The sequence below is a fragment of the Xanthomonas chitinilytica genome, from assembly GCF_026107455.2.
Lineage (GTDB): Bacteria > Pseudomonadota > Gammaproteobacteria > Xanthomonadales > Xanthomonadaceae > Stenotrophomonas > Stenotrophomonas chitinilytica.
The window spans coordinates 274,981-290,036 of the sequence record NZ_JAPCHY010000002.1; the positions used below are offsets into that span (position 1 = coordinate 274,981).

General features: G+C 60.9%; 11 protein-coding genes. 8 read left to right on the forward strand and 3 right to left on the reverse strand.

Going from position 1 to position 15,056, the window contains the following annotated elements:
- Positions 1-298 precede the first annotated feature (298 nt).
- From OK345_RS03305 to OK345_RS03340, 8 genes are all read left to right on the forward strand, one after another.
- Complete coding sequence (locus OK345_RS03305; RefSeq protein WP_265126481.1) at positions 299-1,792, forward strand: tetratricopeptide repeat protein; 1,494 nt, start codon at positions 299-301, stop codon at positions 1,790-1,792.
- On the forward strand, positions 1,792-2,211 hold the full coding sequence (locus OK345_RS03310; RefSeq protein ID WP_265126482.1) for an adenylyltransferase/cytidyltransferase family protein: 420 nt from the start codon (positions 1,792-1,794) through the stop codon (positions 2,209-2,211). The genes OK345_RS03305 and OK345_RS03310 overlap by 1 nt, the downstream gene beginning before the upstream one ends.
- 117 nt (positions 2,212-2,328) lie before the next feature.
- Complete coding sequence (locus tag OK345_RS03315; RefSeq protein ID WP_265126483.1) at positions 2,329-5,007, forward strand: CDP-glycerol glycerophosphotransferase family protein; 2,679 nt, start codon at positions 2,329-2,331, stop codon at positions 5,005-5,007.
- 66 nt (positions 5,008-5,073) lie between these two features.
- Positions 5,074-6,669, forward strand: a complete 1,596-nt coding sequence (locus OK345_RS03320) for a sulfotransferase family protein (protein ID WP_265126484.1) — start codon at positions 5,074-5,076, stop codon at positions 6,667-6,669.
- A gap of 10 nt (positions 6,670-6,679) precedes the next feature.
- Complete coding sequence (gene aepX / locus OK345_RS03325; RefSeq protein WP_265126485.1) at positions 6,680-7,978, forward strand: phosphoenolpyruvate mutase; 1,299 nt, start codon at positions 6,680-6,682, stop codon at positions 7,976-7,978.
- Positions 7,978-9,108, forward strand: coding sequence for a phosphonopyruvate decarboxylase (gene aepY / locus OK345_RS03330; RefSeq protein WP_265126486.1), 1,131 nt, complete (start codon positions 7,978-7,980; stop codon positions 9,106-9,108). The genes aepX and aepY overlap by 1 nt, the downstream gene beginning before the upstream one ends.
- Before the next feature lie 6 nt (positions 9,109-9,114).
- Complete coding sequence (locus tag OK345_RS03335; protein ID WP_265126487.1) at positions 9,115-10,215, forward strand: phosphonoacetaldehyde reductase; 1,101 nt, start codon at positions 9,115-9,117, stop codon at positions 10,213-10,215.
- Positions 10,216-10,277: 62 nt separating this feature from the next.
- Positions 10,278-10,991, forward strand: a complete 714-nt coding sequence (locus OK345_RS03340; protein WP_265126488.1) for a CatB-related O-acetyltransferase — start codon at positions 10,278-10,280, stop codon at positions 10,989-10,991.
- Between the two features lie 9 nt (positions 10,992-11,000).
- Here the strand turns inward: OK345_RS03340 and OK345_RS03345 are convergent, their stop codons facing one another.
- The 3 genes from OK345_RS03345 to OK345_RS03355 form a co-directional block, all read right to left on the reverse strand.
- On the reverse strand, positions 11,001-11,837 hold the full coding sequence (locus OK345_RS03345; RefSeq protein WP_265126489.1) for a hypothetical protein: 837 nt from the start codon (positions 11,835-11,837) through the stop codon (positions 11,001-11,003).
- 110 nt (positions 11,838-11,947) lie between these two features.
- Positions 11,948-12,940 (reverse strand): glycerophosphodiester phosphodiesterase family protein, encoded by a 993-nt coding sequence (locus OK345_RS03350; protein WP_306332083.1) that lies wholly within the window; start codon positions 12,938-12,940, stop codon positions 11,948-11,950.
- Positions 12,897-15,053, reverse strand: coding sequence for a glycosyltransferase family 2 protein (locus tag OK345_RS03355; RefSeq protein ID WP_265126491.1), 2,157 nt, complete (start codon positions 15,051-15,053; stop codon positions 12,897-12,899). Before OK345_RS03355 ends, OK345_RS03350 begins: the two co-directional genes overlap by 44 nt.
- Positions 15,054-15,056: the final 3 nt, after the last annotated feature.

Sequence of the window (15,056 nt, forward strand, 5' to 3'; positions counted from 1 at the left end):
CTACAGCAGGAAAATGTCAACAACATGACGGCAACATGGCGTTTTCGTTATCCTCGGGCACGGGACACTCTTCAGGAGCTTGCCCGGCCTCCAGGCAAGAGAAGAATTCACTCGCCAATTACGCCGCCATGTCATAATTCTGAAAGTTTTGCCAATTTGCCCATAAAAGTCGCAGATCTTTCGGCATTTCGCCGACTTCATGGCGTAACAGCAAAAACGGGAGCAATAGACGGGCACCCGATACCCGCCCTGAATCCCTCCGATCTTCAAAATCCTTAATACGCCTCTTCGAAGTCACATGCAGCTAATCGCCAAGCTAAGCCGGACCATGGATCGCGCAACCGATGCGCTGCGGGGAGTATTCCGCTCCGATGGGCGCGGCCTGCCTCGTACTCCTTGCTCCGAGCAGGATGTCCAGGCCGCCCGAATGCTGCAGCACTCGCGAGCTGCGCTGTCGGCGGGCGACTTCGGGACCGCCCTGGGGCATCTTTCCCCCTTGCTCCAACAGGGCGGAGGAGATGTATCGCACGCCCTGCTCCTGGATGCCCACCTTCTCAAGCATGACGCGCTGTTCAAACAGGGTCGTCCCGAGCAGGCCCGGGACGCGCTCGACCAGGCCGAGCAGATAGGCGGAAATGATTTCCGCATCGCTCTGCGGCGGGGTACTTCCTGCCTCTATCGCGGCCGTTATGAACAAGGGCTGGCGATCCTGGGAACAATCGACCCGGACTCACCGCATGCGGGCAACAACGACATTGTGATGCTGCAGGCGGAACTATTGTGCCGGGCAGGACAGTCTCAAGCCGCTGCGTCCAACCTCATGGCGCATTTCGGCGGCCGTGCCGGGAATCTTGCGCTGAAGGAACAGGAATTCATCGCGATCAGACGCTGCATCACTTCGGAGGACCAGCTCCGCGAGATAGGCGATTGGCTCGTCTCCGCATGCAGGCACGACCCCGGCCAGTTGTCCAGCGCCCTGCGCCATTACTCGATGGCGGCCCGGGACCTGGAGTTGTATGAGAAAGCTCTTGATGCCATTTGCCGGAGGCTGGAACTCGCCTCGAAACTGCAACCCCGGCCCCCGCAAGGAAAGCCGGCGTCCAAGCAGAACTGGGCCCGACTCGCCGGGGCCGCATTGCTTGACCTGCGGCATGACCTGGATGCGCAAGGCATCGATATTTTCCTGATAAGCGGCACCCTGCTTGGCTGCATCCGCGAAGGAAAAATCCTTGGGCACGACAAGGATATCGACGTGGGAGTGTTCGAAACCACGGATATCGACCGCCTCTCCGAGGTACTGCGTTCGACCGGGAGGTTCAAGGAGCTCCCCGTCAGCAAGGGACGGGTCCTTCGCTTCAAGCACGCCAATGGCGTCATGATCGATGTCTTTGTCCATTTCAGGGAAAAGGACCTGATCTGGCATCAGGGGCAAAAATCGACCTGGTGGAACTCCGAGTTCGGGCTTGCGTCCACCGATTTTCTCGGAGCCTCTTTCAAGATCCCATCCCCTGCCGACAGGTATCTTCTCGAGAACTATGGCGACTGGCGTACTCCCGCCCCCGATTTCGAAACCTTTACCGACACGCCGAACATGGTGGCAAGCGACCCAAGGGAGCTCAGCTGGTACTACCTGAAGATACTGCCCGACTATTTCCAGACCGGGCACGAAGCCAGATTCAATCGCGTATGTTCCGCCCTGGAAGGAATCATTGACATGGACAAGCAAACCCTGGAAGCGATAGAAACCATGCGAAGCAAGCTTCGCAGCTTTGGACTGGCGAGGCCTCACTGATGATCAAGGTAATCACATACGGAACATTCGATCTTTTTCATGTGGGCCACCTCAATTTGCTCGAGCGGCTGCGCGCACTGGGGGATCACCTTACCGTTGCCGTTTCCACCGACGAATTCAATCAGCTGAAAAGCAAGAAGTGCACCATGCCCTTCGAGGATCGGGCACGCATCGTCAGTGCGCTCCGCTGTGTGGACGAGGTCATTCCCGAGAGCGCCTGGGAACAGAAGATCGAGGACGTCGTCCAGCGGCAAATCTCGGTTTTCGGAATCGGCGAGGACTGGAGGGGCCATTTCGACTTCCTGGAACCTCACTGCCGGGTCGTCTATCTCTCCCGCACGCAGGGCATCAGCACGACCCAGCTCAAAGAAGAAATATCCTCTGCTGTCACACCGTTGAAAGCCGTAAGATCCGGTTGATAGAGACGAACCCCGAGGGGTATCCAGGCACGCGTTCGCCGCCCAGTGCGCCCTTCGGGAAGTTGCTGCGCTGCCCATTTCCACATACCGTCAATCAGCCTTGAGCCGAATCCCGCAATGGCATCCGACCCGCCTCGCGCCACTCCCCTTCTGGCACAGAATCCTGCCCCACGACGCAGCTTGACTCGCCGCATTGCAGGTCGTATTGCCCGCACCTTGATGCGCCTGCTCAATACCCTGCGCAGGCTGGCGGACGCGCCGGCTTCCTTCGAGCAGAGCGCATCCTTCAGCATCCGCTCTCCCGTCATGACGCCGCCTCCCGGGGGCATCTGGAATGCAGAACTCTCCAAACTGCTGGATGCCCTCCTCGTCAGCGACAAGCAGGCTGCCCTCGAGGACATCACTACGATCATTCCTCATCTAGCCGAAGGTTCATCGAATTGCCCGGGAGTCGAATCGTTCAAGGCAAAGCAGGCGATCCGCAATGGACAACCCGTATCCGCGTCCATTGGAGCAAACCCTGAAACCGAATTGCTTTGCCACTACTGGATCGCACTGGACGCGTTCCTTCGTGGCAAGCGGGAAACAGCGATTTCGCACCTCCAGCGGGCCGTTGCGCTTGACCAGATGCGACTGGATTCGCTCATCCTGCTGGGCGAAATCGCCTTCCCTGTGCAACCGGATTTGTGCTGGCGCTCGCTGATCGCCGCAGCCGGCGAATCCCGCCGCACCGTCATGTGGCGCGCGCTCGCGGCAGCCACCAATACACCGGACAGGTTGGTTGATTATCTTTCGCTCTGGAATCGCCAGACGCTGGCGCACCCGGACCTGAAACGCAGCATCAACAACCAGTACTCGCTGGCGGTCGCCGCGCTCAACGCCGGCAATGTCGAACTGGCCGATCAGACCATGCACATCCAGCTGCAGCGGGTCATGGGGATGGGCAAGAAGGAGCGATCGATCGCGCAGAAGATGATGGATCGCCATCGCTCCAGTCTAACCATGCCGCTTTGGCTCGGAATAAGCGAGCGCACCGAATTCCCCGAAGACATACTGCCCTCCTCCCGGCATCTCGAAGCGCTGCGCGACGCCTGCCATGCCTTGGGGGGCGTCGACGGCATGCTGCCCATCGCACTGGAATCAACCCTGCTCGGTCTCGCCCGCAACGACCTCTCCCTCTGCCGCTTTACCGGCCATGTTCTCGGCGTCGCCGGAAGCGCCGCGTTCTCGGAAGCGAGCCGGCTGATCGGCACTTCGGGGCGCTTCGTGTTGCAATCATACTCATCGAGCGACGACGTTCACGAGTTCCAGCATGTTTGCGGCGCCAAGTTGACGCTGACGATGCTCGCCCCCATCGCCGATGGATTCGTCCATCGAATAGGCCAGTTGTCCCTTCTCAGCCCCTCCTTCGGCACCAGGCCGGAACAGTTCGATGGAATCCGGCTGCTTGTCCCGGAGCGGATCGACGACTACCTGTCCTTCCGTTTCGGTCCGTGGGAGCATATTGACGCCCCCCGCAGCGCGGTTATCGACTACCTCAATTCCAGTCCGATCGACCTGGATCGCGGGCGCCTCGAAGCATGCTACGAGGCCATCGGCGCCTTGCTGCGCGAAGATCAGCGTTACGCCACTCGATGCATGAGGGCGATCGCGCGCTTCGGTGGGGGGGACAGGTACGCAAGCCTTGCCCCCGGCATCAATCGTTACGCAGAACCAACGGCGGAAGAGATCATGGAGAGCGGCATCAAGGCGGTGATGCACCTCTCCGGGCTCGAGAACGTCGCCTACCAGGGCAATATGTGGATCCCTGTCCTTGAGAGGCTCAGTACGCGCTGCGCGATAGTCATCCGGGAACGACGGATCGCGGACCAGCTCGACCCGACCACCTTGCCGATCTATTTCCTCGACAAGCAGGCCGACCTCGACCTGCTTGAGCAGGCGGGGGTAAGGACCGTGCTCTATCCGGGTAATGCCCAGAAGAATGCCCAGCTCCTACGGTTCTTCAAGATGAGTCACTTCTTCATCAACCACGGGGAAAGCGACAAGGCCGTCAACCAGAGCAAGTTCCTGATGGCCTACGACAAGCTTCTCGTCGCAGGCCCCCTTGCCGAGAAGCGCTTGCGTGCGGCGGGGCTGCCGATCAGAAACGGTCAGGTGGAGCATGTCGGCCGCCCCCAGGTGGAGCTGGCTCTGGAGCGCAGAAATTCCTCTTCCCAGATCCGCACCGTTCTTTATGCCCCCACCTGGGAGGGCTTCAACAGCAATGCCAACTACACCTCGGTCGGCCCATATGGCTTGGCGATGCTGGAAACCCTGAAAGCTTCTGGAAAGTTCCGCATCCTGTTCAAGCCCCACCCCTATACCGGCCATGAAGAAAGCGGAGCGGTGCGCAACCATCTCGAAAAAATGAAATCCCTGGCCGACGGGGAGAACTTCATGCTCTATGACACGAAGAAACCGATATTCGAGCTCATGAACGACTCGGATATTCTAATTACCGATGTATCCAGCGTATTGAACGACTACCTGTATACGCTCAAGCCGATGATCATCACCAATCCCCGAGGAGATACCCACGCGAAACTCGAGCACAGGTATCCATCATCCGTTGCCTGCTACAAACTCGATGACCCGGCCGAAGTTCTTGAATTGATCGCACTGGCCGGCTCCGACGACCCGCTGGCGGCAGCACGCGAACTGGTATGCCGTGAAAGCCTGGGCGATTTCGACGAGAGCTCCCTCGTCCGCTTCGACCGGGTCCTGGCCGCAAGCATCGACGCGGCGGGCACTCACTGAGTCCTGTCGCAACAGCACGATGCCGCAGTTCCGTGGCATGCAATCCCATTTCCCGTGGAGCCCATGATGTCCATCCAGTCTGTTCTGCCGGGAAAAGCTTCCGCCGACGAGAGCAAGCTTTTCCTCGAAGCCGAACAAGCACTCAATTGCCCGGCACCTGATAGCGAGGCGGAGAAGAACGCCTATCGATCATTGCTTGCGGATATCGAATCCCGTCTTCTGCGAACGGAGGCGGCAGCTGCGGAGCGGGGACGCGTCATCCGCTATCTGGCATTGCTTGCCGACAAGCAGCGACACGTATACGACTCCATCGAGCACTGGTCCCGGCTCCGAAATCTTGTCCTGGAGTCGCTGGACGAAATCAACTTTGCCCTTGGCAACGCCTACCGACGCGCAGCGGACCTGAAGAGCGCCAGATTTCACCTCGACTCGGTTTCCGACGCCGGTGTCGATCCGCAGCTGCTTGCCGACGAAAGGAAGCGACTGAAGAAGCGGCTGTCCATTGAAGCCTCGATCAAAGGCGCGAAGCGCATCGTCAAGATGCTGGCATCCTCCACTGACGGGGACGATGCCCATCAGGAAATCTCGCGTTCGCTTGCCAAGTCCAGACATGCGTATCGCACCGACTCCAACGTGGATCGGCTTCTGAAGGAAGCATTTGACGCATTGGCAAAGCTCCCCGTGCCGCCGCCCCCAGAAGCGGAAGTCTCGGGCACGGAAGACGGTTATTCCAATTACAGGCGACTGCGCCTGCAAACGGACACCACCCGCCAGCGCCCCGGGGTGATCTTCACATCCGGGTTCCTCTGGTCCGGCTCCGGGGCGGTAACGGACATGCTCCGGGGACACGATGATGTCCATGTAGGTTGCAGCGGACGGGAACTCAATCTGTTCCAGCGCCGATACGGCCTGCTCGGTCTGGTCGATGCCCCCCTCGGAACTGTCGGCCCACGCGAACTGATGGAGTTCTTCCTGGGCCCACTCGCCGGGCTGCTGGTCGACAGGCTGCGGGTCCATGCCGATCGTGAGCGCAGCCTGTTCAAGGCACAGCTCGACAGTGGCCAGGCCCTGGATGCCCTGCTCCCATGTTGCCGCTCCCTCGTGCAAGGACTCGAGGCCGCCGCGCGATCCAATCCATCAAGCTTGGCGACGCTCTCTGCCATGCGCGACTTTTCCAACGAGATCACCACTCGGCTCGGAAGCCCCGGGAAGAAATCCGTCGTCCTCAACAACAACATCTTCGGCTTCAACGTCCGGCTGCTGTCGCTCTTCTCCAATGCCGTGGCGGTCACCGTCAAGCGCGATCCCCGCGACCAGTATGTAGCTCATTACTACGAAAGAAAGCGCTCGGATGTCATGCCCATCGACGAATTCATCTCCAAGACCAGAAAGCGCTATGACGAGCATGACCGTGCCGTCGCGGAGCTGCAGCTGGACGACCGGGTCATATCCATTCGCTTCGAAGACTTCGTTCTTGACGAAAGGATCAGAAGGAGCGTGCTCGACAGGCTCCAGCTCACCCGCAGCGACGTGCGCGGAGAAACGTGTTTCGATCCCGAGAAGTCCAGACGGAACATAGGAATACACAGGAGCTTCGATAATCAGAGCGACATCCGCAAGATCGAAGAATTCTTCCCCGACATGCTCTATCAATCAACCTGAGGAATCTGCAGTGAAGCGAGTCTATATCGGCATGAGTGCCGACCTTGTCCACCCGGGGCATCTGAACATCATCCGCAAGGGCGCCGAGCTGGGGGAAGTGACGATCGGGCTTCTGACCGACGAGGCGATCGCCAGCTACAAGCGCGTCCCCCATATGACCTACGACCAGCGGCGCGAAGTCGTGGAATCCATCAAGGGCGTGGCGAACGTCGTCGCTCAGACAACGTTGGACTACGTGCCCAACCTGGAGGCGCTCAAGCCCGATTATGTCGTCCATGGAGACGACTGGAAGGATGGCGTGCAGAAACGGACGCGCCAACGGGTCGTCGAGACTCTTGCACAGTGGGGCGGCGAACTCGTCGAAGTACCGTACACCCAAGGTATTTCCTCGACGAAGCTGAACGCCGCACTGAAAGAGGTGGGCACCACACCCGAGGTCCGCATGAAGTCCCTTCGCCGGATGCTCAAGGTGAAACCGATCATCCGTCTGCTGGACATCCACAACGGTCTGTCCGGGCTGATCATCGAGAACGTCCGCGTGGATACCCCCAACGGCCCGCGGGAGTTCGACGGCATGTGGGGCAGCAGCCTTACCGACTCCACTGCGAAAGGCAAACCCGACATCGAGGCAGTCGATGTTTCCGCCCGCATGACCACGCTCAACGAGGTCCTGGAGGTGACGACCAAGCCAATCGTCTATGACGGCGATACCGGCGGCAAGACCGAACACTTTGTGTTCACCGTGCGCACCCTGGAACGCCTGGGAGTCTCGGCGATCATCATCGAGGACAAGACCGGGCTGAAGAAGAACTCGCTGCTGGGCACCGATGTGGACCAGACGCAGGACTCCATCGAGAATTTCAGTCTGAAGATCAAGGAGGGCAAGCGTGCGCAGGCCACGGATGACTTCATGATCATCGCACGCATCGAAAGCCTGATCCTTGGCAAGGGAGTCGATGATGCGATAGAGCGCGCCAAGGCCTATCTGAATGCAGGAGCGGACGGAATCATGATCCACAGCCGGGAAAAATCTCCGGACGAGGTGATCGAGTTCTGCCGCCGCTATCGCGAGATCGAGAACCGGAAGACCCTGGTGGCCGTACCGACCAGCTACAACAGCATCACCGAGCAAGAGCTGGCCGACATCGGCGTGAATATCGTCATCTACGCAAATCACCTGCTCCGCGCTGCCTATCCGGCAATGGTCAGGACCGCCGAATCCATTCTCAAGCATCAGCGCTCTGCCGAAGCCGACGCCGAACTCCTGCCTATCAAACAGGTACTCGAACTGATTCCGGGGACCGCCTGATGATCGAGCCGAAAGCATTCTTCGAGGCCCTGGAAAGCAGGGATGTCGGCATGTTCACCGGCGTTCCGGATTCCCTGTTGAGCAGCTTCTGCGCCTATGTCGATGATGTCGCCCCCGAAGGGCGACATGTGATCGCGGCCAATGAAGGCAACGCGGTAGCCCTGGCGATGGGCCATCACCTGGCCACCGGAAAGGTGTCCGTGGTCTACATGCAGAATTCCGGCCTGGGCAACACGGTCAATCCGCTGACCTCGCTGGCCGATGCCGAGGTCTACCGGGTGCCGATGCTCCTGGTCATCGGCTGGCGTGGCGAGCCGGGAGTCCCGGACGAGCCGCAGCACGTCAAGCAGGGTCGGATCACGCCGGTACAGCTGGAATTGCTGGATATTCCCAGCTTCGAGCTCACCGCCGCGTCGGATGTCGCAACCACCGTGGCAGCGGCATTCGAGGCGATCGAGCGTACCGGCGCCCCGGTGGCCCTGCTGGTGCGGAAGAACGCGTTCGCCAAGTACAAGACCCGCCGAGCGGGTGCCAAGCTTTCGTCGATGCTGCGCGAGCATGCCCTGTCGCACATCCTGGACCTGGCCTCGCCGGACGATCTGGTGGTTTCCACGACCGGCAAGACGTCGCGCGAGCTTTTCGAACTCCGGGCTGCACGCTCCGAGCCTCAACGGGATTTCCTCACCGTCGGTGGAATGGGGCATACATCGTCGATCGCGCTGGGTGTCGCGCTGGGCCGTCCCGACCGGCGCGTAGTCTGTATCGACGGCGATGGATCGGCGTTGATGCATATGGGAGCGCTCCCGATCATCGGAAGCCTGGCTCCCGCGAATCTGGTGCACGTGCTGCTCAACAATGCGGCTCACGAGTCCGTGGGCGGCCAGCCGACCGTTGCCGACCGTGTGGACTTCAAGGCCATTGCGCTGGCAAGCGGGTACAAGGCCTACCATGTGGCTGATTCGGCCGAGAGCCTGAAAGACGCATGGCAAGCCGCCGCCGCCGACGGAGGGCCGGTGATGATCGAGGTCAGGATAGACACCGGCTCGCGCGCGGATCTGGGCCGTCCAACCAGCTCGCCTCAACAGAACAAGAGCTCCTTCATGGCGCATGCCACCCAGACGCAAGGCTGATTGAGGATGTCCTGGTCCCATTACAACCCGGTAAGAGTCGATTTCGGCGCAGGTGCCCTGCGCCGGATCGGCAGCCATGTTGGCAGTGAAGGCAATGTCCTGCTCGTTACCACCGAAGGCTTTGTCCGACGTGGACAGGCCGGGGCGATAGCCGACAGCCTCGGCACCGCCAGGACGACGGTCTACTCCGGCGTCACCCCGAACCCGCAGCTGGACGAACTCGACCAGGCAACCGCGCGTTTCTCGGGACTGGAACCTGTGGCGATAGTCGCGCTTGGCGGCGGCAGCGCCCTGGATGCCGCCAAGACGCTTTCTGTCACCTTGCCCAGCGGCGAATCCGACCCGCTTGACCGGAGATTGCGCGGCGGACGAGCGCAGGCATGGGAACGGGCCATTCCGGTTATCGCCATCCCCACGACCTCGGGAACCGGCGCGGAAGTTACGCCCTTTGCCACCGTATGGGACGACGTCCATCACCGGAAGCATTCGGTCGCCGGCGACCTGATCTTTCCTGCGGTGGCCATCCTGGATCCGGAACTGACGCTTTCCCTTCCACCCCAGGAAACCCTGCATACGGCGCTGGACGCGATTTCCCACTCCCTGGAATCGCTCTGGAACCGGAACCGGACACCCCTCTCCGAGTCCTTCTCGGCGCAGGCGTTGCGCCTGGCGATCGATGCGCTTCCCGTAGTTCTTGCCAACCCCGCAGACCTGCGGGCACGTGCGCGGATGCAACAGGCCAGCATGCTGGCCGGCATGGCGATCAGCCAGACGCGCACTGCCATCGCACATTCGATCTCCTATCCGCTTACCAGTCACTTTGGTGTCCCGCACGGACTGGCCTGCAGCTTCACGCTACCCAATATCATCGACCGCTACCTCGCAGAGCAGGACGAGCCGAACCTGGCTCCTCTGTTCATAGCCGCCCGTGATCTGCTCAAGGGCCTGGACCTGTTTTCCCTGCTCTCGCGTTATGCCAGCAGCGCGCAGATCGAGGCATTGAAAGGGGAGATGTTCCAGCCGGGCAGGGCCGACAATTACAAAGGCCACATCGAGGACCTCGACGACTTCATCCAGCCAGCCCCCCGGCCCCGCCCCGTTTCCTGAGCGGAGCCCGAGGGCCGCACCCGCAAGCAACAGCCGGCTCCTTCTCACCAGCCATCCATCCAATGAAGATCTCGCGTGCCGCCTCCATCGGCAAAGACGTCGAAATACGTTTTGAAGATCCTGCCGTCATCTCCTCCAACCTGCGCGTAAGGTGCGGATTCGATATCGGGGCCTATTCCTATTTCCGGAACGGCACGGTTCGCCGTCTGGCTTCCGTCGGCCGATACACCTCCATCGGCCCAAACGTGATGATAGGAGAAACCGAACACCCCACCGACTGGCTCTCGACGTCGAATTTCCAGTACAGCAAGCGGTGGCGCACGAAGTACTTCGGGCTTCCGGCCGATCTCCATGCCCCCGGCACAGCGATCGAGGAGACACCCGATTCTCCACGTTTCTCCCAGCCGGCTCCGGTTGTGATCGGCAATGACGTCTGGATAGGCGCCAATGTAGTCATCCGGGCAGGAGTCAATATCGGCGATGGCGCCATCTGTGCCGCGGGAGCGGTGATCAGCCGTGACGTGCCCGCCTACTCGATCGTCGGCGGGGTGCCGGGCAAATTGATCAGGATGCGTTTCGACGAAGCACTGGTCGAAAAACTCCGGCGGATCATGTGGTGGAGATTCGATGCGCCCGACCTGGCCGGCCTGCCGTTCGACAACGTGCCTGCCGCGCTGGCAATGCTGCAAGACAGGATAGACAAGGGCCTCGCCCCCCGGCCGGTGGCGTTCAAGGTGTATCGCGCTGGAAGCCGCTCCTCCGATGTGTCCGAATAGCAGTCCAACTCATCGGAGTGCAAGCGACCCGGGCCCTGCCTTGCTGATGTAGGCTCCATAGAGACGGTGCTGGAACCGGTGCATCAGATATATCTGGTGATACCAGTCGAAATTGATGGCGTACTTGCGGAACACCCGGCTTTCGGCAAGTTTCACCGACTCGTTGCCATGGTTGAAATCCCTGATCGCGGCCAGTTCTCCCACGAAATCGTTGTAGGAGGAGTGCTCCGACCCGATCACGTCGTCGAAATAGCATTGGATTCTCGGCAGGAAGTAACGGTCGTCCTGAGTCTCGGAGAAGATCGCCAATGCAGCGATCGTCGATGAGTAGTAGTCCATGTCGAACGATACGAACCCGATGGGTGCCGGGTTGTATTCCTGGAGGAAGGTGGATGCGGTTCCGGCCACGTCCCCGAGCACCAGTCTCGCCGACTTCAAACGTTCCATGAGCTTGGGGACGTCCATGCGGTAGTTGCCCATCGCAAACCGATAGGGCATATCGCGATGATCCTGCGGAGGCGTCATCCCTTCCCCCGTATCGAACCCATAGACCTGAATCGCGACGCCTGTCTGGCTTGCGACTTCCCCAGCATGGGCCTCCATCGCGACCAGCCCATTCCCTCCCGCCACACCGAACTCGAGCACGCTGATCTCGGGAACCTGCAATCGTTTGGCGAGCATTGCCGCATGATGGATGCCATAAGCGTACTGGGAATACGGCAACGCGTCCCATAGCGCGCGGGTCATAAAGTCTGCGCGCTTGTCTTTACGCAGAATGTCCTGAGTCGCAGCAAAATCCGAACTGGGAAGAAACCCTGAAGCCAGAAACCCCGTCAGCTTGTTCATTGATCCTCTCCAACGAAATGATCAGGCGGCAAAAGCTATACAGTAGTTTTTCCTGCTTACGAACATATCCGGCACTGGACCGCGCACGCCGATTTCAACCGGAAACGAGACTATCGCACCATCCCCGCAATGAATCTCAAGGCCTGCCTGGGATAATCGGTGATGAGCGCATCCACGCCAAGCTCCACCACGCGGGACAATCGCTGCCGCCGGTTCACCGTCCAACAATACACCCCCAGGCCGCGCTCCTTCGCCGCAGCTACAGACTCGGCATCCACATCACGATGGTTCGGCGCCCAGACATCTCCCCCCAGCCTGCGCACGAGCTCGGGCAAGCCGGCCGGCCCGGGGCCCGGCATTTCGCTCGCAAGCCAGGGAGAAGGCTGGCCAGGCACGCTGCCGTCCACCGTATTGTGGCCAGGCTGTCTCGTGCTGAGGAAGATGCGGCGGGCGGCAGGCAGAAGATCACGCGCCAGCAGCAGATTTCTCCAGTCGAAGCTCGCTACCGCCACCTGACAACGTGTTTGCGAATGATCCAGTTCGTCAGCCAATGCCCGGATGAACGCATCGGGCGCGAACGTTTCACCCGGAGCTTCCGGCGATGTCTTGATCTCCAGCATCAGGACGAACCGCTCTGTCACGCACGCCAGCGGCCCTGTCAGGATTTCCCTCAGGGTGGGTATGGATACATCGGCAGCCGGCGTACGTTGCTTCGGAAACCTGTCCGCGTAGCGGCTGCCCGGACGCATGCGTCCCAGCAGAAACTCTCCGATTTCTTCGGACCGCAGCTCACTGACCAGCAAAGGAGCCTGCAGCCAACACCCATGCCTGTCGCGGGTGATATCCGGATTGAGGCTGCGATCATGGTTCAACACCAACTGCCCATCGGCGGTCATGCCCAGATCGAGCTCCACTCCATCGACTCCATCGTCGACCGCAGCCTGTACAGCGTACCCGGTATTTTCCGGGTAGGTTCCGCGCCCACCCCGATGGGCAATGACTGACACACCTTCTATCGCGCTCGCCATGGCCCTCATCGACACAGTGCCTGTCCCCTCGCTATAACAGAGCCTGCTCCGCGAGGTGGCTGCCAGCACCGACATGCGTCGCTCTCAACCGGAATTCATCCTCATCCACATTCCAGGTATGGAATCCGTCCTGTGCGCTACGAAAGCGCACGAAGTTGAAACCGTCCATCGACAGTACATCCAGCCCCGCTTCATAACAGCGCCTGATGAAGTCCGAATCCGACCCTCCGCGACGGCGCTCCGAGAACGGTACCGCATCCAGTACGCGCCGATGCCCGCCCAGGGTGCCACCGGCAACCAGTGCCGCACGTGCGTTTGCGGCATCGTGGATCAGATTGGCGTGCCGCGCCCATTCCGGATCCCATAGCAATTCGTCGCCACGCTCCAGGTAGTTGAAGGTGGGTGGCTTGCCAAACACCTCGAATTTGCCGATGCGCTGGTAAAGCATGATGTCGCTCAGGTAATTGGAGCCGTACAGGTCGTCGTCGTCCACCTTCGTCCAGTATGGTGCATCGGTCTGGGCAGCGGCAAAGTTCAGGCATGCACCGAGGCTACGGCTCTTGCCGAGCTGGAAGAACCGGATCGCTTCTCCTTCGTGCACCAATCCGCGGTACTGGGCAAGGTCCACCGCGTCGCCATGGATGACGACGACGAGCTCCTTGTGGGGATAGATGTCGTTGCGGAAACGCTCGATGCAGCTCCGCAACCGATCCGGGCGCATGGTGACCAGCAGACAGGCGATTCGCGGGTTCGGCGGAACAAAGTCGGCTTTCACAGAAAGCCTGTCGGCCATGTGCTGCAGCCGATGGGCGATGGTATGGGCCGACATCAACCCGCGCCAGGCCAGGTGGTTCCAACGCGTGCGTGCCAGCGGGTTGGCCATGAGCGCGAGCAGCGCATCCGACGGATCGGCGTTCTCCGCCCCCCCGGGCAGCTGCAATTCCGGAAGCCAGGGCTCGCCACCATCCAGACGGGCGACCACCCCGCCCCCGGCCGCAGATCGCGCCATGCCCAGCGCGCTGCGCCACGCCCCCGCAAGCGGTGCGGCAGCGAACACTTCCGCACCCTGCAGGCGGCTCAGGACCAGTTTTTCCTGGCGCCCCAGGCAACCAATGGTGAAATCCATGAACTCCCGGCAATCCGCAAGCCGGACCCTGCCGAACTCCCACTCGCTCTCGGCGATGAGCAAGCCATGAGTTTTCAATTCATGCAATCGGGGCAGCTCGGCAAGCCCGTTCTGCAGATCCCACCAGCCATCAAACACGATGCGATCGCGCAATGCGTCCGCGGCCTCCATCAGGCCATAGCTGCGCAGCGGATTGTGCAACGCCGGCTGGATGGCGGGAGGCAGATACTCCGCTCTCCTCCTGGGGAAATCCCTGCGCAGCCGTGCGGCGACATCGGCATCGGCAGCGCAGACCAGATCGGCCTGCTCGGCCAGCCATGCGAAATGCTCGTAATTGCTGGGTGTTTCCCGGAACCAGACGACCACCGGAAGCGACATCTCCCGGCAGCGATCCAGCAGGCGTCGAAATCCGCTCTGATCTCCCTCGCCCGTCAGCGCATAACGCCAGTGCCGGTGTCCGACGTGCCACACCGTCTCCACGATCAAGAACCGCATCGCACCGGGAACCAGCGCCGCCGGCCAGTTGTCCTCGTCAAGCGCAATTACCCTGGCGTCGAAAGCCAGTTCCGTACGTAGTTCTGCGCTGCCAATGAAGCCGATGACAGGCGGATCGTTTCGCCAGCCCAGATATTCGCTGCCCGATTCCGGAACCCCGCCATCAAGTTCGCAGCGCGCGTCCTCCGATACGATTCCTTCGAGCCCCGGGAAGAGGTTGAGCAGCCGGCAGGTAGCATTGGAAGCTTCCAGGCTATCGGCTTGCGGCCTGAGCAGGCTGGGCGGCAAACCGACAAGACCGGTCCGCTCATCGTCGCTACCGGGGGACGGCTCTGCCGACACCGGGGAAGGCACCGCTTGTTCGGACGGCTGGCGCTGCAGCCGGGACATCAGCCAGCGAAGAGGGGCCGTCAGTCGCCAGGAACGGCTCCGCAAGATGCCTTCGCGTTCCCGGATCAGAGCGATGTTTCCCGCCTTTTCCGCGGCAAGCGCGGACTCCAGTCGCTGCACATCCCGACGGATGTCGGCCAACTGCTTGCTGAGAACCTGCGACTTCGGCTGCTCCATTCG

Excerpts from the sequence above, each read along its gene's own strand:
- OK345_RS03305 (WP_265126481.1), top strand. The coding sequence starts at position 299 with ATGCAGCTAATCGCCAAGCTAAGCCGGACCATGGATCGCGCAACCGAT.
- OK345_RS03310 (WP_265126482.1), top strand. The coding sequence starts at position 1,792 with ATGATCAAGGTAATCACATACGGAACATTCGATCTTTTTCATGTGGGC.
- OK345_RS03315 (WP_265126483.1), top strand. The coding sequence starts at position 2,329 with ATGGCATCCGACCCGCCTCGCGCCACTCCCCTTCTGGCACAGAATCCT.
- OK345_RS03320 (WP_265126484.1), top strand. The coding sequence starts at position 5,074 with ATGTCCATCCAGTCTGTTCTGCCGGGAAAAGCTTCCGCCGACGAGAGC.
- aepY (WP_265126486.1), top strand. The coding sequence starts at position 7,978 with ATGATCGAGCCGAAAGCATTCTTCGAGGCCCTGGAAAGCAGGGATGTC.
- OK345_RS03335 (WP_265126487.1), top strand. The coding sequence starts at position 9,115 with ATGTCCTGGTCCCATTACAACCCGGTAAGAGTCGATTTCGGCGCAGGT.
- OK345_RS03340 (WP_265126488.1), top strand. The coding sequence starts at position 10,278 with ATGAAGATCTCGCGTGCCGCCTCCATCGGCAAAGACGTCGAAATACGT.
- OK345_RS03345 (WP_265126489.1), bottom strand. The coding sequence starts at position 11,837 with ATGAACAAGCTGACGGGGTTTCTGGCTTCAGGGTTTCTTCCCAGTTCG.
- OK345_RS03350 (WP_306332083.1), bottom strand. The coding sequence starts at position 12,940 with ATGTCGGTGCTGGCAGCCACCTCGCGGAGCAGGCTCTGTTATAGCGAG.
- OK345_RS03355 (WP_265126491.1), bottom strand. The coding sequence starts at position 15,053 with ATGGAGCAGCCGAAGTCGCAGGTTCTCAGCAAGCAGTTGGCCGACATC.